Genomic DNA, 25,020 nt, shown 5'->3' on the forward strand with positions numbered 1-25,020 from the left:
AGTTCCTCATTTCTTTTCCATGACGCATTGCAACGGATGCTGATGCTGGCGGGCGAAATCCATCACCTGCGTCACCTTCGTTTCGGCGACTTCGTACGTAAAGACGCCGCACTCCCCGACACCGTGATTGTGGACGTGGAGCATAATGCGAGTCGCCTCTTCCGGATTCTTCTGAAAAAAACGTTCCAGAATGTGGATGACAAACTCCATTGGTGTGTAATCGTCATTCAAAAGCAGAACGCGATACAAACTCGGCTTCTTGGTCTTCGGCTTGGTGCGCGTGATGACGGAGGTGCTGCGATTGCTTCCACCTCCTTCGTCGTCGCTTCCTTGCTGCATCCGGACCGGCATGGCGATCATTCGTGTCTTTTCCTTAGTACAAGCCGCGGATCCATCTGATGTGGCCGCAGCGTGCTTGCCCTTTATCTAATGGTTCGTTTCTAGATTTTAAGACCGAACCAACGCACTGCAATCATAATCGCACGGAGAGGCATAAGATTGATCAACTTTCTTCGATCCACCGCGAAGTGTCCGAAACAGCAAAAAGGCCGGTCGCTGTATCGGCGACCGGCCTTCCAATGACGGCAATGATCCGTTGCGTTACGCGGCAGCGGCAGCCTTGACCGCTGCGGTCGCCTTGGCAACCGGCGCTTCGTACGGCTTGTAGGCGTCCTTGGCGAGGTCGGCATACATCTCGCCGATCTTCGTCGCCTCGGCGAAGAAGCCTTCATAGCTCGACTTCAGGAAATTGGTCTGCAGCTCAAAGGCCGTCTCGACACTCTTGACGCTGGAGAGCTTCTCCACATGCGCAACGCTGTCTTCGAAGGACTTCTTGGAAAAATCGGCAGCCTCGGTCGCAATGGCCTGAAGGCCCTTGGTCCAGGCGGAATAGCTTTTCACAGCCACGTCAATGGCTTCTTTGCTTTTCTTGTTTGCATCATCGAAGTTGAACATCGGGTGTCTCCTTAGTGACGGCCTGATCTGGAGGCTTCAGTTTATGTGCACTGCACAAAAAGTCAAGTCGAGCGTGCAGTGCAATAAAACACAATACTTGCAACAGCTTGATGAAGAAACGCCGTTGAAGCGCAAAATTCTTCGGCGTTGCGCCCTGAAAAACGTGAAAGCATAGAAAAACCCGGCGCGATCGCTCGCCACCGGGTCACTTCCTGAAACCATCGATCAGCGACTTAGAGGTCGATGTCGAGGATTGCCATGGAGAAGTTGTACGACAATTCGCCATCTTCTTCGTCGCGGAAGACGACGCCGAGGAATTCGTCACCGAGATAGACTTCAGCCGACTCGTCCTTCTTCGGGCGAGCCTTGACGACCATCGACTGGTTGAACGTGCGCTTGAGGTAGGCTTCAAGCTTGCGGATTTCTTCGGGCTTCAAATGTCTTCTCCGTAGCCGTTTTTGATGTGCGGCGCTTCTCGCACGCTGCATTGGCGGGTGTAAACCCCTCGAAAGCGGCTACGCACCGGTTCCCGATGGTTCAGATTTCGAAGCTGGTCAGGATCTGGTCCATCTGGCGCGACGGTTCGGAACACCCGGCTTCGCCCACGACCTTGGCCGGAACGCCGGCAACCGTCGTTTTCGGCGGCACCGGTTTCAGGACGACCGAGCCAGCGGCGATGCGCGAGCAGTGACCGATGTGGATATTGCCGAGGATCTTCGCGCCCGCCCCGATGAGCACGCCGTCGGCGATCTTCGGATGACGGTCGCTGCCTTCCTTACCGGTGCCGCCAAGCGTCACCCCATGCAGGATCGAGACGTTGTCGCCGATCACGGCGGTCTCGCCGACCACCAGGCCGGTGGCGTGATCGAGGAAGATGCCGCGGCCGATCCGGGCAGCCGGATTGATGTCGGTCTGGTAGACGCTGGATGCCCTGCTCTGCAGATAAAACGCGAAATCCCGGCGCCCGCGCTTCAAAAGCCAATGAGCGAGACGGTGCGTCTGGATCGCATGGAAGCCCTTGAAGTAAAGCACGGGCTCAAGGAAGCGGGTGCAGGCCGGGTCACGATCGTAGACGGCCTGGATGTCGACGCGCAGGATCGTGCCCCATTCCGGCCAATCCTCCAGCATTTCGGCGAATGTCTGGCGCAGCAGGTTCGCCTGCAGATCGGGATGATCGAGGCGCTCGCAGATGCGGTAGATGACGCTTTCTTCCAGCGAATGCTGGTTGACGACCGTGGAATAGAGGAATGCTGCCAGCATCGGATCCTGCTCGGCGGCCAGACGGGCCTCCTCGCGCAGGCTGCTCCAGATCGGGTCCATCAACTTGAGGGATTCCGTCTGACGAAGTTCGGTCGTCGCGACCATCGTCGCACTCCTTCTTAATCGGTCTATGCCTTCAATATAGGGGAAATCCGGCAGGACATAAATGGCCAGGCCCCAGTTCGACCAAAGGTCGTAGACACGCCTAAGCTCGCCCCACCTCGTCGAGGAATTCGAGCACCGCCTTCTTGAACACCCGATCGCCGACCGCAAGCATATGGTCCCTGCCCGGAATATCAAGCGCGCGGGCATTCGGCATCAGATCCGCAAGTTCCTGCGGCGAGCCGGCGATATCGTCCTTGGTGCCGACGCCGATCAAAGTCGGAATGTCGATGCGGCCCATGTCCTCGGCGGTCAGAAGGTCGCGGGACGTCGATATGCAGGCGGCCAGCGCCTGGCGATCGCTCTTGGTCTGGTCGGCAAAGGCGCGGAACATGCGCCCGCGCGCATGCGTCACCACGTCGAGCGACGGCGCCACGAGCGCGTCGGCGATCGGATCCCAATCGCCGACCCCGGTCACCATGCCGATACCGAGGCCACCGAACACCAGAGAACGTACACGGTCGGGATGGGCCAACGCCAGGAATGCGGAGATGCGCGCGCCCATCGAATAGCCCATCACATGCGCCTCGGCGATGCCGAGATGCCCGAGCAATGCGACCGCATCGCCTGCCATCTGCTGGGGATGATAGAGTGCAGGATCATAGGGCTTGCTGCTTTTGCCATGACCGCGGTTGTCGAACGCGATCACCCGGTAGCCGGCATCGCCAAGCGTCTTCAGCCAGCCGGGAAAAACCCAGTTGACGTTGGCGCTCGAGGCAAAGCCGTGAATGAGCAGGATCGGCGTACCGGAAGGATCGCCCTCGTCGAAGAAGGCGATATCCAGTCCTTCATGCGTGAAGTGCGAAAACGGCGGCGGATTGAGATCCATCATTCTAGTCCTTGAGGCGGCATCGGTTTGGCGCAACCTAATTTGTCGTCCCGAAGAGGGAAACCCCGACCCGGCAAAAACCACAGGTGCGGCGTGTTTGCAGCTACACTTTTGCAACAAAGCTCACTATGGTGCCGGCAAATTCCACCCTCAAAGACTTGCATACATCGGAGCATGACATGGCCGGCCACAGCATCCCCCATTTCCAGAATGACGGCGGACATCAGGCAATCGAGATCGGCGTCAAGGAATTCATGTGCACCGGCGCGTCCGTTCCCTACGACCACCCGCACATCTTCATCGACATGGGCGACGACAATGAAAAGGTCTGCTCGTACTGCTCGACGCTCTATCGCTACAATCCGAAGCTGAAGACGACCGAAACCAACCCACCGGGCTGTCTCTTCACCTTCCAGGCAGCCTGATTCCCACGCGGATGTCAGCAGCGGTCGCGATCGTCGGTGGCGGCATCGGCGGGCTCACGGCGGCATTGTGCCTCGCGCATCGCGGCTTCGACGTCGACATTATCGAACAGGCGGCCGTTCTGACCGAGGTCGGCGCCGGACTTCAGCTGTCTCCGAATGCATCGCGCATCCTCGGCGAACTCGGCTTGCTCGACGCGCTCGAATCCGTCTGGACCGAGCCGGATGCGATCACGCTCGTCGATGGAAAGTCCCTTCGCGCGCTTGCACGCGTTCCCTCAGGGCGTTTTGCCCGTGACCGCTGGCGGGCGCCCTATGGCGTGCTGCACCGGGCAAGCCTTCAAAGAATCCTGATTTCCGCCGTCACGGCCGAGCCGCGCTGTCGTCTCCACCTGGGACACCGCATCGAAGGCGATGCGGAACAGGCGATTGCCACCATTGTCGGGCGGACACCGGCGCTGATCATCGGCGCCGATGGCATCTGGTCCCGCCTGCGCAATGCAATTGCGGGTGCCGGTACCGTCCAGTTTTCAGGCAATGTCGCTTGGCGCATGACAGTCACCCGCGATGCCGCCGCCGGCCTTCTGCAGCCGGATCGCGTCACGGCCTTTCTTGGCGCGCGGGCGCATCTGGTCGCCTATCCCTTGCGGGAAATTGACGGCTTCAACCTGGTTGCGATCATCGAAGGCAAGGAGACCGACGGCGTCTGGGTCGGCAAGGATTCCGAAGTCAGGCGTCGCGACTATCTTGAAGCCTTCTCCACCTGGAATAACGACCTGCAAACATTGTTGAAAAACGCCGAGGCGCCGACCTATTGGCCGCTTTGCACAGTGACCGACGGTGCCTGGCAAGATGAGCAAAAAACCGTTCTGATCGGCGACGCTGCCCATGCGATGACGCCGTTTGCGGCGCAAGGCGCTGCCATGGCGATCGAAGATGCAGACGCACTTGCAGCCTGCCTCGGCGACGCAAACGACATCGGCGAAGCGCTGAGAGCCTTCGAGGCCACACGCCGGCCACGCATCGCCCAAGTGCGCCGCCGCGCCGCCTTCAACCGCTTCGCCTATCACGCCCGTGGCCCGTTCCGGCTCGGGCGGGATATCGTCCTGTCGATGAAAGCTCCGGAAGCGCTCGCAGCCGATTTCGATTGGCTCTACGGCTACGGCGCTCCTGAACGCTGAAACGGTCAGACTGCCCTTGCTGCGGCAAGCCCCGCCTCGATATCCCGGCGAATATCGGCAACATCCTCAAGACCGATCTGCAGGCGAAGGACCGGCCCCTCGGTCGGCGCCAACGCCACCTTTCGATCCGACAGGCCGACGTGAAGCGCCAGACTTTCGAAGCCGCCCCAGGAATATCCAAGGCCGAACAGCGACAGTGCGTCGAGGAACGCGTGAGCCTTCGCTTTGAAGCGCTCAGGGCTTTCAGCTTTCAGCACAAAGGAGAAGATGCCGCTCGCGCCGGTAAAATCGCGTTTCCAGAGCTCGTGGCCGGGGAAGCTCGGCAGCGCCGGGTGCAGGACGCGGGCAACCTCGTCGCGCCCTTCCAGCCATGTGGCAAGCGACAGCGCGCTTTCCTGGTGCCGCTCAAGGCGAATACCCATGGTGCGCAGGCCACGCAGGATCTGGTAGCTGTCATCCGGAGACACGCACACGCCGAGCGTGACCATCGCTTCCGTCAGCGCCGGCCAGTGGGCGGCGTTGGCCGAGACCGTGCCCAACAGCACGTCGGAATGACCCGAGGGATATTTCGTGGCGGCATGGATCGACACGTCGACGCCATGGTCGAGCGGTTTGAAATAGATCGGTGTCGCCCAGGTGTTGTCCATGGTGACAACGCAGCCGTGGCGATGCGCGACGTCCGCGATCGCCCGGATGTCCTGCATCTCGAACGTATTGGAGCCTGGCGCTTCCGTATGAACCAGGCGCGTGTTCGGGCGAATCAGGCTTTCGATCGCCGCACCGATCATCGGGTCATAATATTCGACGATAACGCCGAGACGCTTCAGCATCGTGTCGCAGAAATGGCGGGTCGGGAAATAGACCGAATCGACGATGAGCGCATGGTCGCCGGACGAGAGATAGGCCAGGAACGGCACGGTGACGGCGGCAAGCCCGGAGGGAACGAGGATCGTGCCAGCAGCACCCTCGAGCTCATTGATCGCGTCGCAAAGCGCATCCGTCGTCGGCGTGCCGCGGGTGCCGTAGGTGTATTTCTGCTCGCGCGTCTCCATCGCCCTGGCGTTTGGAAACAGCACCGTGGACGCGTGAACGACCGGTGGATTGACGAAACCGAAATAGTCGGAGGGGTTGTTGCCGGTATGGGCCAGTCGGGTGTTGATGCCCATCTTGCCGTTCACATTGCCACTGTCTGCCATTGAATATTCCGATGTTGAAAAACCGATCCTGAACTCTTCGAACGCCCTACAACCGGGGTCAAGTGGCAAAATCCGACAAAGGCGCTTTGCGATCGAATGCACGGGCAATTGGCGAATTTTCGCTCAGCGATTGCCCTTTTTTCGCAAAGCCTGCCTAAACTTCTGGCTTATTTCAGGTTTTTCACTCGCAAGTTCAGAAAATCGGCAACGTCTCTTGACCCTCATTGATTTTGAGCATGAGATAGATTGCACTCGCGCCATGAGGGTGGCGGAGGCTGCACGCGCAGGGAGACGCGCTGGTGCAGACGGGAACTAACGACAACAGAAAAAGGTTCTAAAAAATGGCAAGAAGAATTCTGACAGCTCTCGTTGGCGCTGCTGTCATGGGGATTGGCGCACATGCGGCTTCGGCTGCGACACTCGATGACGTGAAGGCCAAGGGCTTTGTCCAATGCGGCGTGAACACCGGCCTCGCCGGCTTCGCTGCCCCGGACGCTTCGGGCAACTGGAGCGGCTTCGACATTGATTATTGCAAGGCGATCGCCGCCGCGATCTTCGCGGATGGCTCCAAGGTAAAATACACACCCACTTCGGCCAAGGAACGTTTTCCGGCGCTGCAGTCCGGTGAAGTCGATGTGCTTGCCCGTAACACCACGTGGACGATCAACCGCGACACCGCTCTCGGCTTCAACTTCCGCCCGGTCAACTACTACGACGGCCAGGGCTTCATGGTCCGCAAGGGCCTGAACGTTAAGTCGGCGCTCGAACTCTCCGGCGCTGCCGTCTGCGTACAGACGGGCACCACCACCGAGCTCAACCTTGCCGACTATTTCAAGTCCAACAACCTGCAGTACAACCCGGTCGTCTTCGAAAAGCTCGACGAAGTGAACGCGGCCTATGACGCCGGTCGTTGCGACGTCTACACCACCGACCAGTCGGGCCTTTATTCGCTGCGCCTGACGCTTTCCAAGCCCGACGATCACATGATTCTGCCGGAAATCATCTCGAAGGAGCCGCTTGGTCCGGCCGTCCGCCAGGGTGACGACCAGTGGTTCGATATCGTCAGCTGGGTTCACTACTCCCTGATCCAGGCCGAAGAGTTCGGCGTCACGCAGGCAAACGTCGAAGAAATGAAGAAGTCCACCAACCCGGACGTTCAGCGCTTCCTCGGCGTCGAAGCTGACAGCAAGATCGGCACCGACCTCGGCCTCACCAACGAATGGGCCGTCAACGTCATCAAGGCAGTCGGCAACTACGGCGAAGTCTTCGACCGTAACATTGGCGCCGGCAGCCCGCTGAAGATCGAACGCGGCCTCAACGCGCTGTGGAACAAGGGCGGCATTCAGTACGCTCCTCCGGTCCGTTAATACGGCCCGACACGACAGGGGGAAGCGGCGCGCCGCTTCCCCATCCCAACGATAAAAACACCCAAAAGGGTGACAAGGGGAAAGAGGCATTGCATGGCGATTGGCGTCACAACTACGCCTGAGAAAAGCAAACCTTCGGGCTCGATCATCAACGACCCGCAAGTGCGCGGGATATTTTACCAGGTCATAACCGTCATTATCCTCGTTGCCGTCATCTATTGGATAGCGGACAACACGATCGAAAACCTCAAGCGCGCGAATATCGCGTCCGGCTACGGCTTCCTCAAGGGGCGCGCCGGTTTCGACGTCGGACAGTCTTTGATCGCCTATACCAGCGATTCTACCTACGGGCGCGCGCTCGTCGTCGGTTTCGTCAATACGCTGCTGGTTGCCGTGACCGGCATCATCACCGCAACGATCATCGGCTTCATCGTCGGCATCGGGCGGCTCTCGCACAATTGGCTGATCGCGAAACTGTCGCTCGCCTATGTGGAAGTGTTCCGCAACATCCCGCCGCTGCTGGTCATCTTCTTCTGGTACAGCGGCGTTCTGGCGGTGCTTCCGCAGCCGCGGGAATCGGCCGCGCTGCCGCTCAACATCTTCCTCAACAACCGCGGCATCGCCTTTCCGAAGCCTGTCTTCGGCGACGGCTCGCAGTATGTCTTCTACGCGTTCGTGATCGCCGTCATCGCCAGTTTCTTCGTGGCCCGCTATGCGCGCATCAAGCAAGAAGCAACAGGACAGCGCCTCCCGGTTCTGTGGATGGTGCTAGGCCTCGTCGTCGGCCTCCCGCTCCTTGTCTTCCTTGCAACGGGTTCGCCGATCACCTTCGACGTGCCCGTTGCCGGCAAGTTCAATCTCACCGGCGGCTCGGTCATCGGGCCGGAATTCCTGTCGCTGTTCCTTGCGCTTTCCTTCTATACCGCAGCCTTTATCGCCGAAATCGTTCGGGCAGGTATCCGCGGCGTGTCAACGGGACAGACCGAGGCAGCCCACGCGCTCGGCGTCCGGCCCGGTCTCACGACCCGCCTCGTCGTCGTGCCGCAGGCGATGCGGATCATCATTCCGCCACTCACCAGCCAGTATCTCAACCTGACCAAGAACTCGTCGCTGGCGATCGCCATTGGCTACGCAGACTTGGTTGCCGTCGGCGGAACGATCCTCAACCAGACTGGTCAAGCGGTCGAGATCGTGTCGATCTGGATCATCGTCTACCTGTCGCTGAGCCTGTCGACGTCCCTGGTGATGAACTGGTTCAATGCCCGAATGGCTCTGGTGGAGAGATAAGATCATGAACACGCACCAGGGAAATTTCGTCCGCGCCTCGATGATCGAAGCTGCACCGGCCCCGATACAGACGGGCGGCCTTGCCTATTGGCTTCGCAAGAACCTCTTTGCGACGCCCAAGGATTCAGTACTGACGATCATAAGCTTGCTCGTGCTCGCCTGGCTCGTACCGCCGGCAGTGCAATGGCTCTTCATCGATGCCGCCTGGACCGGCGGCGGGCGTGGGGTCTGCGCCACCGTCGCACAGGGCGGCTCGCAGCCGGACGGCTGGAGCGGTGCCTGCTGGGCCTTCGTCAACGCCAAATTCGATCAGTTCCTCTTCGGGCGCTACCCGATCGAGGAGCGCTGGCGGCCGGCTCTTGTCGGCATCCTGTTCATCCTGTTCCTGACGCCGATGCTGATCCCGAAGGTTCCCTACAAGAACATCAACGCGATCCTGCTTCTCGGCGTATTGCCGATCCTGGCGCTTATCCTGTTGCCGGGCGGTTGGTTCGGGCTGACCTTCGTCGAAACCCCACTGTGGGGCGGTCTGATGGTGACGCTGGTGCTGTCGTTCGTCGGCATCGCGGTATCGCTGCCCCTCGGCATCCTGCTTGCGCTTGGCCGAAAATCGACCATGCCGGTGATCAAGATGCTCTGCACGTTCTTCATCGAAGTCGTGCGCGGCATCCCGCTCATTACCGTTCTGTTCATGGCCAGTGTCATGCTGCCGCTGTTCCTGCCGCAGGGCGTGACCTTCGACAAGTTCCTGCGCGCACTGATCGGCGTGTCGTTTTTCGCCTCAGCCTATATGGCCGAGGTGGTGCGCGGCGGTCTGCAGGCGATCGGCAAGGGACAATATGAGGGCGCCGATTCGCTCGGCCTCAGCTACTGGCAGAAGATGAACCTCATCGTGCTGCCGCAAGCGCTGAAGCTGGTGATCCCCGGTATCGTCAACACCTTCATCGGACTGTTCAAGGACACGTCGCTGGTCTCGATCATCGGCATGTTCGATCTGCTCGGCATCGTTCGACTGAACTTCTCGGATGCCAACTGGGCCTCGGCAGTCACGCCGATCTCCGGGCTAATTTTCGCAGGCTTCATATTCTGGCTTTTCTGCTTTGGTATGTCGCGCTATTCAGGCTTCATGGAACGTGTGCTCGACACGGCCCATAAACGATAAAAAGGGGGGAACCGCATGGCGAATACAGCCGCTGCTTCCAAAATGACCGTATCCGCGACGGACGTCGCGGTCGAAATCACTGGAATGAACAAATGGTACGGGGACTTCCACGTTCTCCGTGACATCAACCTGAAGGTTATGAAGGGCGAGCGCATCGTTATTGCCGGCCCGTCGGGCTCCGGCAAATCGACGATGATCCGTTGCATCAACCGGCTGGAAGAGCACCAGAAGGGCAAGATCGTCGTCGACGGCATCGAACTCACCAACGACCTGAAGAAAATCGATGAAGTGCGCCGCGAAGTCGGCATGGTGTTCCAGCACTTCAACCTGTTCCCGCACCTGACGATCCTGGAAAACTGCACGCTTGCACCGATTTGGGTTCGCAAGATGCCGAAGAAGCAGGCCGAAGAAATCGCGATGCACTTCCTGAAGCGCGTCAAGATCCCTGAGCAGGCCAACAAATATCCGGGCCAGCTTTCGGGCGGTCAGCAGCAGCGCGTGGCGATCGCCCGCTCGCTGTGCATGAAGCCAAAAATCCTGCTGTTCGATGAGCCGACTTCGGCGCTCGATCCGGAAATGGTCAAGGAAGTGCTCGACACCATGGTCGGCCTTGCCGAAGAAGGCATGACCATGCTGTGCGTGACCCACGAAATGGGCTTTGCCCGCCAGGTCGCCAACCGCGTGATCTTCATGGACCAGGGTCAGATCGTCGAACAGAACTCGCCTGCCGAGTTCTTCGACAATCCGCAGCATGAGCGCACCAAGCTCTTCCTGAGCCAGATCCTGCACTAGGCTAGGCATCGCCGCTCAGAACTTGAACAGAAAGCCCGCCTGCTCGGCGGGCTTTTTGCTATCCGGTTCGTCGCGACAACGGTCACTCGACGTGGTAGCGCAAGATGCCGACCGACCAGCGGATGCCGCGTTTGTCCAGGTCGTCAGTCCAGGTCTTCTGCAACCGCGAGACGATTTCGCTCAAAGCTTCACGCGCGTTGAGCTCCACCTTGAGCCCCCGCGTCTTCGGCGCGACGTCAACCAGATCGACGGCATCGTTGACCACCAGGGCAACGAACGCACTCTCGCCTTTGCCCGACGCTTCGAAGTCGAAGCCGTAGTACTCGTCCGGCAGTGTAAACGGCACGTGAGCGCTGAGCGGCGTAATCTTCTGCGCGAATTCGTTGGGAAAGATCTGGGTTGCAGCACCGTTCGCGTTGACGTCGAGCAGGATGAGGCTCCCGGCAACCTTGCTTGCGACCGTCAGCTTGAACACATCACCGACCTTCATCAACGTCGGTCGGTCGAGGCTGATGGCGACGTCGCCAGCGTCTATCTTACCGACGATATCGCCGACCGCATCGACTGCATTCGCATCCTGATAGCTTGCCTTGCCGGTTCCGTCGCCGGTAACCGGCTGATACCGTGCCATTGCTTGTGCACCTGCCTGTGCCGGCGCTACAGCACTGCCACCGAGGTTCTGCGCCTTCGTCTCCAGTTGCGGATCGAGGGTCTCGCACTTCTCCTGCGAGGCGCAGTAAGCGGCCGAGTGCGCGGTGACGTATTCAAAAAGCTCGGCGTTGCTCGTCAGGCCGTTGGCGTTGGCGTCCGCCGCCGCGTCCATCTGCCCGGCGACATAGGCAGCGGTGAAGACACCCTGACGGCTTTCAGCGGGTAGCCGCACATCGTCCCAAGCGACCTCGTAGGGTGCGCTTGCACTCCAGGCGACGATGCCGCTCTCGTTGACGCGGGCCGGCTTGTCGACGGCGCCGAGGTCGATCCGGAGCCCACGCGTCAGCGCCTGCTGCACCGGTTTCGCCTCCGGGTGCGGCAGGAAACGTGCGCCGTCGATGCCTGCGGATACATCGTCGGAGAGCGACCGTGAGATCGTGCCTGAGTAACAGGCATCGATCACCAGAGTCACCGCCCTGCCCTTCAAACGCTCGAGGATGGCATCGAGTTCGTCATCGGTGATGGCACCGTCCCGATCCTTGTCCTTGGCGACAAGATCGAAAGGCGCCAGCGCCTCGTCCATGCCATCGTCCTCGTCGCCATCGAGATCCGTAACCTGAAGGCCGTGACCCGAATAATAGAGATAGGCCCGGTCGCCGGGCTCTGTGCCCGCGATCAGCCACTCGTCGATCGATGACAGGACGGCTGCACGCGTCGCCTGCTCATCCTTCAGGACCCGGATCGAGGAACGCGTGAAGCCGAGTGTGCCTGTCAGCAGTCCTTCCATGGCAACAAGGTCGTTTTTCGGCCCGTGCAGGAAAAGCTTTGGCGACAGGTTCTGATAGTTTCCTATCCCGATGAGCAAGGCCCGGTCCGCAGCCAGTGCCGGCGAACAGATCCCCACCGCCATCAGCGGCAACACGGAACGCCAGGCCTTGACGCCGCCGCTCATTGCCCACGCTCCCGCGTGTAGAGCGGCTGGATGGCGACGGCAGTGTCGGTGCCGTCCAGCCTCTCTTCCAGAAGGCGCAGAAACTTAGATGCGTCGACACCCGGACTGGATAGGGCCGCAGCCACCGCATCGATCGGTGCGCTCGTCGAGATGACCACCAGATGATCAGCGCCGAAAGGCTTGACCACTTCCAGGTCCCGGAGCTTGAACACATGGCTGCCCGAGCCTGCGATCTGGGCATCGAGAAGCTGGACTTCCCCGGTATTGGCCAGATTGAACACCAGCATGTTTGCGTATCCGGACTGCGGCGCGTCGAAGTTCAGGCGGTCGCCTGACGAATAGATGTCCTTGACCGGCGTCAGCGAGACTTTGCCAGGGTTCTGTGCGGCGAGCACCTTCAGGAAGTCGAGAAGAATGAATTTGTCGACCACGCCCTGCACCATGTCGGCAGCCACATGCTCGCCGGCAACATCGCCGTTCGGCGTGTAGAATGTGCCGTTGGCAGCATCCCATCGGTAGGGTACGCCGCTGCCGCCGACATTTGCAAGCGTCGGCGCTTTGCCGTCGACGCTGAGCGCCAGCTTGCCCGTCCAGCCCATGTCCCGAGCCGGTTTCAGCTTTGCAGATCGACCGGTTGCGGCTGCGCCATTGCCATCCGCCAGCGTCGCGCTTCTGGGCAACGACAGGACGATCTCCCTGTCCGATCGCGGCACCTGCGGCGTGAAGTTCGGCACCTGCAGCGCCTCGGACTGGAGCTTGACGTTGGAGAAGACGTAGTCCTCGAGTTCGACGCGAGAAATCAGGCCGTCGCTATCGCGATCGGCAGCCCCCTCAAGCGCCCGGGCGAAACTCCAACTGAGCGCCCCGCGTGGCTCGCCTTCAATCACAACCTCCGGCGTCGGCTGGCTCTCAAGCGATGCGGCGAGGATCGTCACTTGCGACAAATCCGCATCCTTGACCGCCGCGCCAGAAACCGCCTCTTGCGATGGCGGCGGCAATTGCGCCCGCACCGTCGGCGCAAGTCGCGTCTTGCCGGAGATCGACCGGTTCATGCCGCCGGAATAGCAGCTGTCGGAAACAAACAGCACCTGGACGCCCTTGGCCTCAGCCTCCGCGAACCAGGCATTGAGTTCGTTGTCGACGATGATCTCCTTTGCCGTCGCTTCGGCACGGCTGCGATCGAAGCCGGGCAGCTCCAGAAACTCGTCAAGCCCATCCGGCTCGCTGCCGGCGACGAGTTCCGGCATCTGGGCGCCGTGCCCGGCATAGGTGAAGATGATCATGTCGCCTTTTGTTGCGGCACCGACAAGCTCCAGCCAGGCGGCGCGGATCGCGTCCTTCGTCGCCTTTTCGTTGATGAACTCGCGGATGGTGCCGACATCCGCCGTCGTCAGCGCCTGGGCAACGTCGCGCGCATCCTTGACCGCGCCATCGAGGCTGACCTCATGCGGATAGATATCGACACCGACGACAAGCGCCGACGTGGCCGCCAACGCGGGCGGAGCCGATAGCCCAAGGAATACGCACGAAATCAGAGCCTTGTGCAGCACGCCTATTTCTCCACATCAACTTCGACACGGCGATCCAATTGATGCAGCATCGCTTGGTCATAGGCGCTCGGATCATCCGGCTTGAACGGTTCATCCTCGCCCTTTCCAACCGTCGTCCATTTGCCCTTGTAGCCGGCATCGACAAGATAGTTCGCAAGCGCTTCTGCCCGTGCCAACGACAGCTTCCTGTTCGCCTCGGCGCTGCCGACCTGATCCGTATGCCCGATCAAGGTAATCGCTTCGGGCTTTGCCGATTTCAGGCATTCGAACAGATCCTTTGCCGACTGCAGCCCTTCGGGCGTGAACTCAGCCGTTCCGAAGACATAGCGAACCGGCGTCGCCTTCTTCCTGATCGAGACGCCGCGATAGGAAAACTTGCAGGCGCCGCGCATCGCGAGCTTCACCGGCCTGGCCGCCGCAAGCCGCATCTCCGAGGCGAGCCTGTTGAGGCGCAGAATGTATGCCTTGTCCGGCGCCATCCACTCGGGCGTCAGTTCCTCGTTGGCCGCATCCTCCAGCGCCTGCTGGTAATAGGTCGCCGCACGTTCATAGTGCTTTCGCTCCCGGTCGATGTCGCCGAGCGCGTCGAGGATCTGCCATGGCCCACCGACGTCGCTGCGCACAGCTTCAAGCTCACCCTCGAAAGTATCGAGCCTGGCACCAGCCCCGACTGCGTTGGCAATGCGATTGAAGGTGGCCAGTGCCGCGACGCGCTGTGTAAGCGCCGCCTCTGTACTCGAACACGCCTTCGTACTCGCCGGTGCGGCAGCCGAACGTGCCCCCACCTCATCGCCCCTGTTGAGGGCCTCCGAGGCCTTTACCAGCGCATCGCAGGCACTGGCCGGATAGGCGAGCGGCAGCAGAATGGCGGATGCGATGATCAACCCTTTCATCAGTTTACCCATCGTCGCCCGCTATTCCCTAATCTCGAAAGTTACCATCTGTACGCTGCTGGCGCCGTTGTCGGCTTGCGCCTTTTTGGCGAGATTGACCGCCAGGCCGCGTGTCGGCGGCAATTTTGATTGGGCGACGAATTCCCGTGCTTTCTCCACTGTGAGCCTTTGGTCGGCGAGGCCACCAACCCTACAGAAGGCAAGCATGGTTTCGGCGGGCGCTGCCGTATCGAAGGTCAGTGTGCCGGTCCCAGGCTGTGGGATCAGCCTGCTTTCGCCGGGCTGCAGCGTCGTGTTGCCGATCATCTCATTCGGGATGACTTCGACATTGCCGTTTTCCTCCACATAGAGGATCTGCAGTTCGCAGGGCTGATTGACGCTGAGCTCGAACGACAGCTGGTCGCCGACCCTGACCGTCGTCGTCGGCACCCTCAAGGCGAGCTCAAGCTTGTTGCCGCCAGCCTTTTCCTGCTTGCGATAGTCAGGCACGGCCGCGGCTACGGATTGCGGTTTTTCCTCTGGTTGCTGCTCCGCGCCGACAACAACGATCGCGCCGGTATCGAGCGGGCGCCGCTGGGCGAGCGGCTCCAGCAACAGGGCATATTGCTGTTCGACTTCGTTGCGCGGAACTGTCCCGCCAGCTTCGAGCGTCGTGACCCAATCAAGCCCGAGACGCAGGACATCCACTTCCGTCACTCGCTTGATCGCCTCAGAAAACTGCTGCGGTGTCATGTCGAACTCCGCCGCCAGAGCGTCGAAGTCGAGCTCATCTTCATACTTGTCGGCAAAATAGGTGACGATCTCGGCGTCGCCGGGTGCATGCTTGCTCTGAAGCCCGCCATCCGGTGTCGGCTCGGTCACGCCGAGCTTTTGCAACGCATCGACGAAGCGTTCGCGATCCTTGCGGTAGGCTTCATCCAGATCCTCCTGTTTCACGTACATGGCCAGCAGCACGTCCTGCTGGTCCTTGCTGAACAGCGTCGATGTGGCGATATGCTCGCGTAACTGATCGCGCTTCGACAGAATACCATCGGCGTGGCAATCGAAGCAGGAGCGGGCGTTGACGATTTCCACCCCCTTGCCGATTGGTCGCTCGCGGAACGAAACGATGGTCGTCGGCCCGACATCGAGCTGCTTGCCCGCCGCGGTCGATAGATAATAACCCTGCATGCCGTTGGGCAGTGAAAAGATCATCTCGCCGCCATCGTGCTCGAACGGCACCAGGCCGGCGTCGAGCGCACCCAATTCCTTGGGCCCATGCGGGAAACGCTTCAGCACCTGTTTGCCGACATCGCCAGCAAAATCGTAGGATTTCCAGTAATAGCCGCCAAACGGCATGTCGTGCCGCTCGAGCATGCGATTGTGATCCGATACGCCTGACGAGCCATCCGCAAAACCGGCACGCAACACGTTGCGCCGCCTTATGTTGTCGTCCACATCGATCTTGAAGCGCGTCTCCAACTCGCGAATATGGATCGGCAGCTTCATCAGCCGGTTGTAGACCTCCGGCCGGGCGCCATTGCTCATGAACCAGTCGATCCGCATGATCGGCAGTTGCGTGTGGGTTTCGGTGGAAAGTGCCTGAAGCGACGCTTCGCTTTTCGGATCGACACCGTAGAAATAGCGCTTGATCAGGAAATCGTAGTCGGCAGCATCCCACTGCAGCTCGCGCAGATCGACCCGCACGAGCAGACCGTTGGTGCCGTCCACCTCCGCCGGCACCACCAGCTTCGGGCCATAGGATAAGGAATTCAGCAGCTTCTTGAAGCCACCGGCCAGCACGTCCATACGCTTCATGAACGTGGCGTCGTCTTCGCAGCCCATCATGCCGTTGTACTGGTCACGATAGGAGAAATAGCGCATGTGCTGACGATCGAGCGCGCTGACTTTGGAGATGTCCTTGAGCGCCGCCTCGACGAACTGATCGTAGGACAGCATCGGGCGCGATCGAACGGGCTTGGTGGCCGCCGTCTGCGGCAGGTTCTTTTCGCTGAGTGAATTGATCCAGTCCTCGAGCACCTTGACCTCTTCGTCCGTCGGGCGCTTGCCAAGCGGCATGCGACCGCTGGTGACGGAGGTGAAGAGGCGCGATTTCGCAGCATTGCCCGGCGTGACGAAATTGGCATCGGCGGCGATCGACGTCAGCTCACCCGCGGGGTAGCTGCCTTGAGAACTTTCTCCCGGACCATGGCAGTTACGGCAATACTTGCCGATGAAGGCATCGGCCTGTTGGGCGAGTGCGGCGTTGTCGCCGCTCAGCGCCGTCGAGGCCGTGGTCTCCTTGCACACTGCCGTCACAGACTGCGCTACCGGCGCCGGCGCCTTCACCTCGCGATCGGACAGGAAAGCATAAATCGCTCGTCGATCGTCGTCGCTGAGTACCGAAAGTCCCTTGGCGATGCGCCGCATGACGGGGTCGCTGATCGGTGCGCCTGACAGCTTCTTGCCTTCATCGATGAGGCCTGCGGTAAAGACCTCCGGCGCGGTGAGCCCCGCCATCTTCGCCTTGCCAATATCCGGCGCGACAGCACCGGTCAGCCCCTTCTCGCCTTGATAGGCTCTTTCCAGGTCGAGTCCGTAGGTCGTCGTGCGCGGCGTGTGGCAATCGCCGCAGCCCCCGACATTTTCGACCAGATAGCGGCCCCGCTCCATCTGTGTCTCTTGGCGCGACTGGTAGGCCGGAACGGTGAAATTGCTGCGTTTCCAGAGGGTTATCGTCGTCTGCCGACTAAAGGGAAAAGCGATCTCATGTTCTTTCGAGACGGCGTCGGACTGCGGCAAGGTCTCGACATAGGCCTTGATATCGAGCACGTCCTCCGGCTTCATCCCGCCATAGGATGTATAGGGCATGACCGGATAGAGGTTGTTACCGTCGCGATCGAGCCCGACCAGTACGGCGTTGAGGAACTGGGCGTTGCTCCAGCCGCCGATCCCGTTGGCATGGGGCGAAATGTTCGGCGCGTAGAAGGTGCCGATCGCCGTGTTCATCTCCATGCCGCCGGACAACAGCTCGGTTTCATCGCCCGATCCGTGGCAGGCGCCGCAGCCTGCGGCGTTGAACATGTATTTGCCGTTCTCGACATTTGCCTTGTAGGTCGAAAACGCATCTTCGGCGAAAGCGTCCCGCGCCGACGCGCCGCCGGGACAGAGCATGGTGGCCAGGAGACCAGCAGCCAGTGCCAATCGGCGCCTCTTGCGGATGCCGGCACCTGACGAGACGTTCGCTCGCATTTCACGCGGACTGCGCATGGCCGTACTCCCTAATCCAAAATCTTGGATAAAACTGCTATCGAAACTGAAACTGTTCGAACTCGACGCGACGCGGCTTCTTTCCAAGCTCTTTCAAACCCTTGACGATCGCTTCCCTCAGCGGCGCAGGACCGCAGAACCAAAGATCGGCCTCAGCCGGGTCGATGGCACTGCCCGCCGCCAGCTTGGCTGCGTCCAGCCGCCCGTCCCTGGCCGAATCGTGCAGCACGAAACTGAAGTTGCCGAGCTTTTCCGCCTGCGCCTCGAAGGTTTCAAGGCCAATCGCTTCCCTACGGTCGCGCACGCAATAGACCATGTGGATGTCCTGGCCTTCGTCGCCTTTCAAATGGCGGGCCATGGCGAGAAACGGCGTGACCCCGATTCCTCCGGCGAGCCAGATCTGCTTCTTCGCGCCGCGTCGATGATTGAAATGGCCGTATCCGCCTTCGAGTTTCAGCCGATCGCCCACGGCAATCTTGTCGCGCAAAGCCTGCGTATAGTCGCCAAGCGGCTTGATGGCGAAGCGCACCGTGCCGTCACCATCGATGCCGGCGATGGTGAAGGGGTGCGGCTCCCGCAGGCCAGCCTTCACCACCCGCAGGAAACCGAACTGACCCGGTTTGGCCCTCAGCGCGCGCCCCGTTGGGCGCGCCGAAATGATCGTTGCACCATCGTGTCTTACGACCTCTGAAACCTCGTAACGGCGCGTCCGCAGCCACGGCAGAAGCTGCGTATAGGCATAACTCAGGATCCCGAGCGCTGCGAACGCATTGAGATACACCGCCAGCAGAGCCGTGCCGTCATAGGGGCGCTTGATGAACATCTGGTGGAACGCGACGAGTACGAACAAGAGCCCGATGAACCGATGAGTATAGCGCCACAGGTGATAGGGTATCTCGATCTTCGTCTTCGGGATGATCTTGACGATGCTCAGAACAAGCAGTGCGGTCAGCCCGTAGAATGCATATTCTCCGGCGGAGGCGGCAAGCTGGTTCAAACCGCTGGTGAAGGACAGCCCCTTGAAATCAGGCGTCAGGAAGTAGTGGACGAGAATGAGCATCAGCACGCAAATGCCGATCCTGCGGTGGAGGTGATAGATGCGATCAAGCCCGCCGAACAGCGGTTCGACGACGGGCGGACGAGCCGCCATGAACTGTGCAATCGCCATTCCGACGAAAGCCATCGAGGACGCCATCAGCGAGAACGTCGTCTGCGCGTTCGTATGGCTGACCGCCGGGACGGCAAGCAGCCCCGCAAACACAATCAGCGACCAGACCAGAAACGCACCCACCTTCAGCCCAAGCCCCTCAACGCCGATTTCTGACGCTCTTTTTGGAGAAGACTGACAAGCAGTGTCCCCTTCGTCAACATCATTCAAGGCTGGAACGGCCAATCGAGCACTTTTATTCAGGCCATTGAAATCTGAAGCTTTTATCGACTGATAGTGATTACTTCGACCAGCATAATCCTTCCTGATTAGTGGTTATCAGTTCGTTTGCCATCGAACCGAAACTATGCCACGTTCTGATATATCAGAAACTGTGGGATGCGTATGTCGGTTCACTCTCAGGCCCACCTCGCCTATCTCGCCCTCGAGCGACTGATCGTCACGCTCAAGCTTGCGCCCGGCATGCTGCTGACGGAAAAGCAGCTGATCGAGCTTGCCGGTCATGGCCGCACGCCGGTGCGCGAAGCCATCCAAAAACTCGCCTGGCAGGAACTGATGGAGGTTCGCTCTCGTGTCGGCCTGCAGATAACGACGATCGGGCCGGACGATCGAGCGCATCTGATGCAAACCCGTCAGAAGCTGGAACCGCTCGCGGCAAGCCTGGTGGCCGAGCATGCCAACGCGGATACCCGCCGAGCCATGAAGGAATGCGCCTCAGAGATGAGCCGATGCGCCGATGCCGGCAATCTCGAAGGCTTCCTCGTCGCCGACAAGGTCTTCGATGAGCTGATGGAGGAGGCCTGCCCCAACAGGTTCCTGACGGCCGCGCTCGCCCCGCTGCAGACGCACGCCCGGCGCATCTGGTTTGCCAGCGCGTCCGTCGAGCGGATGCGCGGATCGGTCGAACGCCACATCGAGGTGATCGACGCCATCGCGCTTGCCGACGCCGAGGGTTCGGCAGCGGCGATGTCAGCCTTGATGAGCTACCTCGCGAACGATTAGGCCTTCAGGCGCCCGGCAGCATGCTACCTGTTTTCAGTCGGCGGACATGCCAGTCGAAGGCCTCCTCGAGGATATGCGGCGTCTGCCCGGCACGCGTTGCAACCGCCCGCTTGAAATAATCCGTTAGCAGTTCGCGGTAGGCAGGGTGGCAACAATTGCGGATGATGATTGGCGCACGCTCGCGCGGTGCAAGCCCGCGGAGATCTGCAAGCCCGTGCTCGGTGACCAGAATGTCAACGTCATGCTCCGTATGGTCCACATGAGACACCATCGGCACCACCGAAGAGATCGCGCCGCCCTTGGCGACCGACTTGGCGACGAAGATCGAGAGGAAGGCGTTGCGGGCGAAATCGCCGGAACCGCCGATGCCGTTCATCATGTCGGTACCGCCCACATGGGTCGAATTGACGTTGCCGTAGATATCGAACTCGAGCGCGGTGTTGATGCCGATGACGCCGAGGCGACGGATGATTTCCGGGTGATTGCTGACCTCCTGCGGTCGCAGGATCACCTTGTCCTTGTAGGCGCGGATATTGCGGAAGACGCGATCGGCCCAGGCGCTGCTGAGCGTCATCGACGACGCCGAGGCAAAGCTCAACTTGCCGGCCTCGAAAAGCTCGAATGTGCTGTCCTGCAGCACCTCGCTATACATGCGCAGATCATGGAACGGGCTGTCGACCAGGCCGCTCAGGACCGAATTCGCAATGACGCCGATACCCGCCTGCAACGGGTTCAACGTCATATCGAGCCGGCCCTTGCGCACCTCGTCCTGGAGAAAGCCGATCAGGTGGCCGGCGATCGAAACGGTCTCGGCATCCGGCGGCGAAATGCGCGCGGCGCTGTCCTGCTTTTCGGTGATGACGATGGCTGCAATCTTGTCCGGATCAGTGGGGATATAGGGCGAGCCGACGCGGCTGTCGCAGGCGACGACCGGGATCGGCGTGCGCGATGGACGTTTCGCCGGGATGTAGATGTCGTGCAGTCCCTCGAGCTCCGGGCTGTGGCTGAGATTGAGCTCGACAATCACTTTCTTGGCGAGGATCGCGAAGCTCGCGGAGTTGCCGACCGAGGTCGAAGGCACGATGCCGCCATCCTCGGTAATCGCCACGGCCTCAACGACCGCGTAATCGATCGGGCTGATCTGCCCGGAGCGGAGCTGCTCGACCGTTTCAGACAGATGCTGATCAATGAACATGACCTCGCCGCGATTGATAGCCGCGCGCAATACGGGGTCGGACTGGAACGGCAGGCGGCGCGCAAGCACCCCCGCCTCCGTCAGCATCTTGTCGATGTCGTGCCCGAGAGACGCCCCAGTCATTAAGGTGATGCGAAACTTCTCCTGCGCCGCACGCTGCGCCATGGCCAGCGGCACCGCCTTGGCATCGCCCGCCTTGGTAAAGCCGCTCATGCCGATCGTCATGCCGTCCTTGATGAGCGCCGCTGCCTCCTCCGGCGTGACGATCCGATCGTGCAATGATTTGCGGCGAATTCTGGTATCAAGGCTCATGGGCCACTCCCTGCAAGATCCGCTGTCGCCGGCGATCTCCGGCGGGGACCTTTTCTTGGTGCGGTCGTTCCGCGTGGATGTGGTCGACCGACATGTCAAAATGCTGGGGAACGATAGTGCCTGCGAAAGGCTGCCGGTACGCTGATTGATCAGATCGGGGCTTCCGCAAACGCATAGCTCATCCGCCGGTGCGACTGTCGCACAGGTGCGAAAAAGGCGCATCCAGTGATGCGCCTTTTGGAAGACCACTTGTCTTGACGGTTAGCGTTTTGCCGCCATTCAGCCGACGAAGGCCCGTTCAATGACGAACTCGGCCGGCTTGTTGTTGGAACCCTCGGTGAGGCCTGCCGCCTCGAGGATTTCCTTGGTGTCCTTCAGCATAGCCGTAGAGCCGCAGATCATGCCACGGTCGATGACCGGGTCGAGCGGCGGCAGGCCGAGATCGGCGAAGAACTTGCCGTTGACCATCAGATCGGTCACGCGGCCCTTGAACGGGTAGTCCTCGCGGGTCACGGTCGCATAGTGACGAAGCTTGTCACCAACAATCTCGTTCAGGAATTCGTGATTGCGAATTTCCTCGACGAGGTCGAAGCCGTATTTGAGTTCGGCCACATCGCGGCAGGTGTGCGTGAGGATGACTTCCTCGAATTTCTCATAGGTCTCGGGGTCGCGGATCAGGCTGGCGAAAGGCGCAATGCCGGTGCCGGTCGAGAACATGTAGAGCCGGCGGCCGGGAACCAGCGCGTCGAGCACCAGCGTGCCAGTCGGCTTCTTGCGCATCAACACCTTGTCGCCAGGCTTGATCGCCTGCAGGTGCGAAGTCAGCGGGCCATCGGGAACCTTGATCGAGAAGAATTCGAGTTCTTCGTCCCAGGCAGGGCTTGCAATCGAATAGGCGCGGTAGACCGGCTTGTCGCCGACCATCAAACCAATCATCGCAAATTCGCCGGAGCGGAACCGGAACTCCGCAGGACGGGTCATGCGGAAGCGGAAGAGCCGATCCGTGTAGTGGGTGACACTCGTCACAGTTTCAACGAAGACACCGGCGGGTGCCTGGATCGCGAAATCTTCCGTTTTTGCCGGAGCATTCATCGTGGCTACAGTCCTGTAAATGATGACCCTGTCTATCAACAATACGCGAATATTCCAAGCCGCGCTCAACGGGAAGGAATTCCCTTCTAAATATAGTCGCTTTCGCGCATTTCGGCGTGCTTCACACTGTCGCGGTCAGCGCCACCTTCAAGAAACGCGCCGCCAGCTATAGGACCTGGCGTCATCAGAGGGCCTCGCGGTCGGCTGATAGTGATTGGCAATGCCCGGCAGCCGGCCTTCCGTCAGACGCTTCAGGGCCGTCGCATTGGTTACCGCGAAACTGTCGATGCCGCAACGCAACATCAACGGGATCTGATCGATCAGGACATCGCCGACTGCCCTCACCTCGCCGGCAAAAGCAAGCCGCGCCCGCAGCAGCGACGCATGGCTGAACGCCCGCCCGTCATTGAAGGCCGGAAATGCGACGGCGACCAGCGCAATGCGATCGAGATAGGGCTGCAGCTTCGTAACGTCATCCGCCGGAGCGACGACCACGCCCAGGCCGGTCTCTTCCGTCTCGGCCACCTTGGCGAGAAAAGCCTCGAGGGCGAGGATCGCCTTCTCGTTCGAGCCAGCCTTGCTCTCCTCGTTTTCGATGATCCAGGGATCATCGCTCACGAAGCCGGTTTCTTTCCAGATTTTTGTCATGTCCGTTCCTTGCGCCTCAAGCGGCTTCCTGTGCACTGCCGCCGTAGAGAGCGTCCTTGAAGGGCTGCGGGCCGACACGACGGTAAGCCGCAAGGAACGTCTCCGATTGGTCGTTGCGCAGCCCGAGATAGGTGTCGACAATCGTTTCGATCGCGTCGGTTACCTTTTCCGGCTCGAAGCCGCGACCGATGATTTCGCCGATCGACGTGTTCTCGTCGCCGGAGCCGCCGAGCGTGATCTGATAGAGTTCCGCGCCCTTCTTCTCGACACCGAGCAGACCGATATGGCCAACATGGTGGTGGCCGCAGGCATTGATGCAGCCGGAGATCTTTATCTTCAGTTCGCCGATTTCGGCCTGACGCTCGGGCGCACCGAAACGGGTTGAGATCTCCTGTGCGACGGGAATAGAGCGCGCGTTTGCAAGCGCGCAGTAGTCCAGCCCGGGACAGGCAATGATATCGGTGATCAGCCCGGCGTTAGCGGTCGCCAGACCGGCAACAACAAGCGCACGGTAGATCGGCTCAAGATCAGCCAGAGCCACATGCGGCAGGATCAGGTTCTGCTCGTGGCTGACGCGGATCTCGTCGAAGGCATATTCCTCGGCGATATCGGCAACCGCCTCCATCTGCGCGTCGGTCGCATCCCCCGGGATGCCGCCGATCGGTTTCAGCGAGATCGTCACCATGCCGTAATCAGGATGCTTGTGCGGCTGCACGTTCTGGTGAACCCAGCGCGAGAATTCCGGATCGGTCTTCTTCCAGCGCGCCAGGCTTTCCCAGCCCTCGGCACGCGGCTCCAGCGCCGGCGGCGCGAAATAGGTGGAAATGGCCTGGATATCGGTTTCCGGAAGCTTCAGCTCCGTGTCCTTCAGCGCCGCGAACTCTACCTCGACCTGACGGGAAAGTTCCTCGGCGCCGGTTTCGTGAACAAGGATCTTGATGCGCGCCTTGTACTTGTTGTCGCGACGGCCATGCAGGTTGTACACGCGCATGATCGCCGTCGTGTAGGACAGAAGATCCTCTTCCGGCAGGAAGTCGCGGATCTTCTTGGCGATCATCGGGGTACGGCCCTGTCCGCCACCGACATAGACGGCAAAGCCGATACGGCCGTTCTCATCCTTTTTCAGGTGCAGGCCGATGTCGTGCACCTGGATCGCGGCGCGATCGCGCTCGGCACCGGTAACGGCAATCTTGAACTTGCGCGGCAGGAACGAGAATTCCGGATGAACGCTCGACCATTGTCTGAGGATTTCTGCATAAGGCCTTGGATCGGCAACCTCATCGGCCGCAGCGCCAGCGAAATGGTCGGCCGTCACGTTGCGAATGCAATTGCCCGAAGTCTGCAGCGCGTGCATCTCGACGCTTGCCAGCTCGTCCAGGATATCCGGTGTGTCGGAGAGGCGCGGCCAGTTGTACTGGATGTTCTGGCGGGTGGTGAAATGGCCATAACCGCGGTCATACTTGCGGGCGATGTGCGCGAGCATGCGCATCTGTCGGCTGGACAACGTGCCATAGGGGATCGCGACGCGCAGCATATAGGCATGCAGCTGCAGATAGACGCCGTTCATCAACCGCAAAGGCTTGAATGCATCCTCGGCCAGTTCGCCACTCAGGCGGCGCTCGACCTGGTCGCGGAACTGGTCGACACGCGAGGAAACGAAGGCATGATCGAATTCATCGTAACGGTACATGTTGTA

General features: G+C 60.4%; 22 protein-coding genes. 7 read left to right on the forward strand and 15 right to left on the reverse strand.

Annotated features, from left to right (window positions below):
* Positions 1-6: 6 nt before the first annotated feature.
* From clpS to ABIE33_RS00405, 5 genes are all read right to left on the reverse strand, one after another.
* Complete coding sequence (gene clpS, locus ABIE33_RS00385) at positions 7-360, reverse strand: ATP-dependent Clp protease adapter ClpS (protein WP_025426809.1); 354 nt, start codon at positions 358-360, stop codon at positions 7-9.
* Positions 361-600: 240 nt separating this feature from the next.
* Entirely contained in the window at positions 601-954 is a 354-nt protein-coding gene (locus ABIE33_RS00390; protein ID WP_025426808.1) for a phasin family protein, read from the reverse strand.
* A gap of 233 nt (positions 955-1,187) precedes the next feature.
* Positions 1,188-1,391 (reverse strand): DUF3126 family protein, encoded by a 204-nt coding sequence (locus ABIE33_RS00395; protein WP_003535016.1) that lies wholly within the window; start codon positions 1,389-1,391, stop codon positions 1,188-1,190.
* A 100-nt stretch (positions 1,392-1,491) separates the two neighbouring features.
* Positions 1,492-2,319 (reverse strand): serine O-acetyltransferase, encoded by an 828-nt coding sequence (gene cysE / locus ABIE33_RS00400; RefSeq protein WP_065781213.1) that lies wholly within the window; start codon positions 2,317-2,319, stop codon positions 1,492-1,494.
* A gap of 100 nt (positions 2,320-2,419) precedes the next feature.
* On the reverse strand, positions 2,420-3,205 hold the full coding sequence (locus ABIE33_RS00405) for an alpha/beta fold hydrolase (protein ID WP_429120027.1): 786 nt from the start codon (positions 3,203-3,205) through the stop codon (positions 2,420-2,422).
* A gap of 179 nt (positions 3,206-3,384) precedes the next feature.
* On the opposite strand from ABIE33_RS00405, the gene ABIE33_RS00410 reads away from it, so the two are divergent.
* Both ABIE33_RS00410 and ABIE33_RS00415 read left to right on the forward strand, forming a co-directional pair.
* Complete coding sequence (locus ABIE33_RS00410; protein WP_429120030.1) at positions 3,385-3,630, forward strand: zinc-finger domain-containing protein; 246 nt, start codon at positions 3,385-3,387, stop codon at positions 3,628-3,630.
* An 11-nt stretch (positions 3,631-3,641) separates the two neighbouring features.
* Positions 3,642-4,808 (forward strand): FAD-dependent monooxygenase, encoded by a 1,167-nt coding sequence (locus tag ABIE33_RS00415; RefSeq protein ID WP_429120032.1) that lies wholly within the window; start codon positions 3,642-3,644, stop codon positions 4,806-4,808.
* A gap of 5 nt (positions 4,809-4,813) precedes the next feature.
* Here the strand turns inward: ABIE33_RS00415 and ABIE33_RS00420 are convergent, their stop codons facing one another.
* Positions 4,814-6,004 carry a cystathionine beta-lyase gene (locus ABIE33_RS00420; protein WP_429120035.1) on the reverse strand — a complete coding sequence of 397 codons (1,191 nt, stop codon included), beginning with the start codon at positions 6,002-6,004 and terminating at the stop codon, positions 4,814-4,816.
* A 341-nt stretch (positions 6,005-6,345) separates the two neighbouring features.
* Between ABIE33_RS00420 and ABIE33_RS00425 the strand changes: the two genes are divergently transcribed.
* From ABIE33_RS00425 to ABIE33_RS00440, 4 genes are all read left to right on the forward strand, one after another.
* Positions 6,346-7,371, forward strand: a complete 1,026-nt coding sequence (locus tag ABIE33_RS00425; protein ID WP_429120038.1) for an amino acid ABC transporter substrate-binding protein — start codon at positions 6,346-6,348, stop codon at positions 7,369-7,371.
* Between the two features lie 93 nt (positions 7,372-7,464).
* On the forward strand, positions 7,465-8,658 hold the full coding sequence (locus ABIE33_RS00430) for an amino acid ABC transporter permease (RefSeq protein ID WP_429120041.1): 1,194 nt from the start codon (positions 7,465-7,467) through the stop codon (positions 8,656-8,658).
* A gap of 4 nt (positions 8,659-8,662) precedes the next feature.
* Positions 8,663-9,820, forward strand: coding sequence for an amino acid ABC transporter permease (locus tag ABIE33_RS00435; protein ID WP_429120043.1), 1,158 nt, complete (start codon positions 8,663-8,665; stop codon positions 9,818-9,820).
* Positions 9,821-9,835: 15 nt separating this feature from the next.
* Positions 9,836-10,612: an amino acid ABC transporter ATP-binding protein gene (locus ABIE33_RS00440; RefSeq protein ID WP_429120045.1), complete on the forward strand. Its 777-nt coding sequence runs from the start codon at positions 9,836-9,838 to the stop codon at positions 10,610-10,612.
* Between the two features lie 82 nt (positions 10,613-10,694).
* On the opposite strand, the gene ABIE33_RS00445 is transcribed toward ABIE33_RS00440, so the two are convergent.
* The 5 genes from ABIE33_RS00445 to ABIE33_RS00465 are packed head-to-tail and all read right to left on the reverse strand — an operon-like array spanning position 10,695 to position 19,198.
* Complete coding sequence (locus ABIE33_RS00445) at positions 10,695-12,215, reverse strand: caspase family protein (RefSeq protein WP_429120048.1); 1,521 nt, start codon at positions 12,213-12,215, stop codon at positions 10,695-10,697.
* Positions 12,212-13,765 carry a caspase family protein gene (locus ABIE33_RS00450; RefSeq protein ID WP_429120051.1) on the reverse strand — a complete coding sequence of 518 codons (1,554 nt, stop codon included), beginning with the start codon at positions 13,763-13,765 and terminating at the stop codon, positions 12,212-12,214. The genes ABIE33_RS00445 and ABIE33_RS00450 overlap by 4 nt, the downstream gene beginning before the upstream one ends.
* Before the next feature lie 2 nt (positions 13,766-13,767).
* Positions 13,768-14,658, reverse strand: coding sequence for an OmpA family protein (locus ABIE33_RS00455; RefSeq protein WP_429120054.1), 891 nt, complete (start codon positions 14,656-14,658; stop codon positions 13,768-13,770).
* 21 nt (positions 14,659-14,679) lie between these two features.
* Entirely contained in the window at positions 14,680-17,907 is a 3,228-nt protein-coding gene (locus ABIE33_RS00460) for a c-type cytochrome (RefSeq protein ID WP_429120057.1), read from the reverse strand.
* Between the two features lie 37 nt (positions 17,908-17,944).
* Complete coding sequence (locus ABIE33_RS00465) at positions 17,945-19,198, reverse strand: ferredoxin reductase family protein (protein ID WP_429120059.1); 1,254 nt, start codon at positions 19,196-19,198, stop codon at positions 17,945-17,947.
* Between the two features lie 261 nt (positions 19,199-19,459).
* Here ABIE33_RS00465 and ABIE33_RS00470 point away from each other — a divergent pair, with 261 nt between their 5' ends.
* Positions 19,460-20,077: a GntR family transcriptional regulator gene (locus ABIE33_RS00470; protein WP_429120061.1), complete on the forward strand. Its 618-nt coding sequence runs from the start codon at positions 19,460-19,462 to the stop codon at positions 20,075-20,077.
* Between the two features lie 4 nt (positions 20,078-20,081).
* Here ABIE33_RS00470 and ABIE33_RS00475 read toward each other — a convergent pair whose 3' ends face one another.
* From ABIE33_RS00475 to ABIE33_RS00490, 4 genes are all read right to left on the reverse strand, one after another.
* Positions 20,082-21,584, reverse strand: coding sequence for an acetyl-CoA hydrolase/transferase family protein (locus ABIE33_RS00475; protein ID WP_429120064.1), 1,503 nt, complete (start codon positions 21,582-21,584; stop codon positions 20,082-20,084).
* A gap of 279 nt (positions 21,585-21,863) precedes the next feature.
* A complete protein-coding gene (locus tag ABIE33_RS00480; RefSeq protein WP_429120066.1) occupies positions 21,864-22,676 on the reverse strand; it encodes a ferredoxin--NADP reductase in 813 nt (270 codons plus the stop codon).
* A 147-nt stretch (positions 22,677-22,823) separates the two neighbouring features.
* Entirely contained in the window at positions 22,824-23,324 is a 501-nt protein-coding gene (locus ABIE33_RS00485) for a DUF934 domain-containing protein (protein ID WP_429120069.1), read from the reverse strand.
* A 16-nt stretch (positions 23,325-23,340) separates the two neighbouring features.
* Positions 23,341-25,014, reverse strand: a complete 1,674-nt coding sequence (locus tag ABIE33_RS00490; RefSeq protein ID WP_429120072.1) for a nitrite/sulfite reductase — start codon at positions 25,012-25,014, stop codon at positions 23,341-23,343.
* Positions 25,015-25,020: the final 6 nt, after the last annotated feature.

The sequence above is a fragment of the Ensifer sp. 4252 genome (genome assembly GCF_050434565.1).
In the GTDB taxonomy this organism is placed as follows: Bacteria; Pseudomonadota; Alphaproteobacteria; order Rhizobiales; family Rhizobiaceae; genus Ensifer.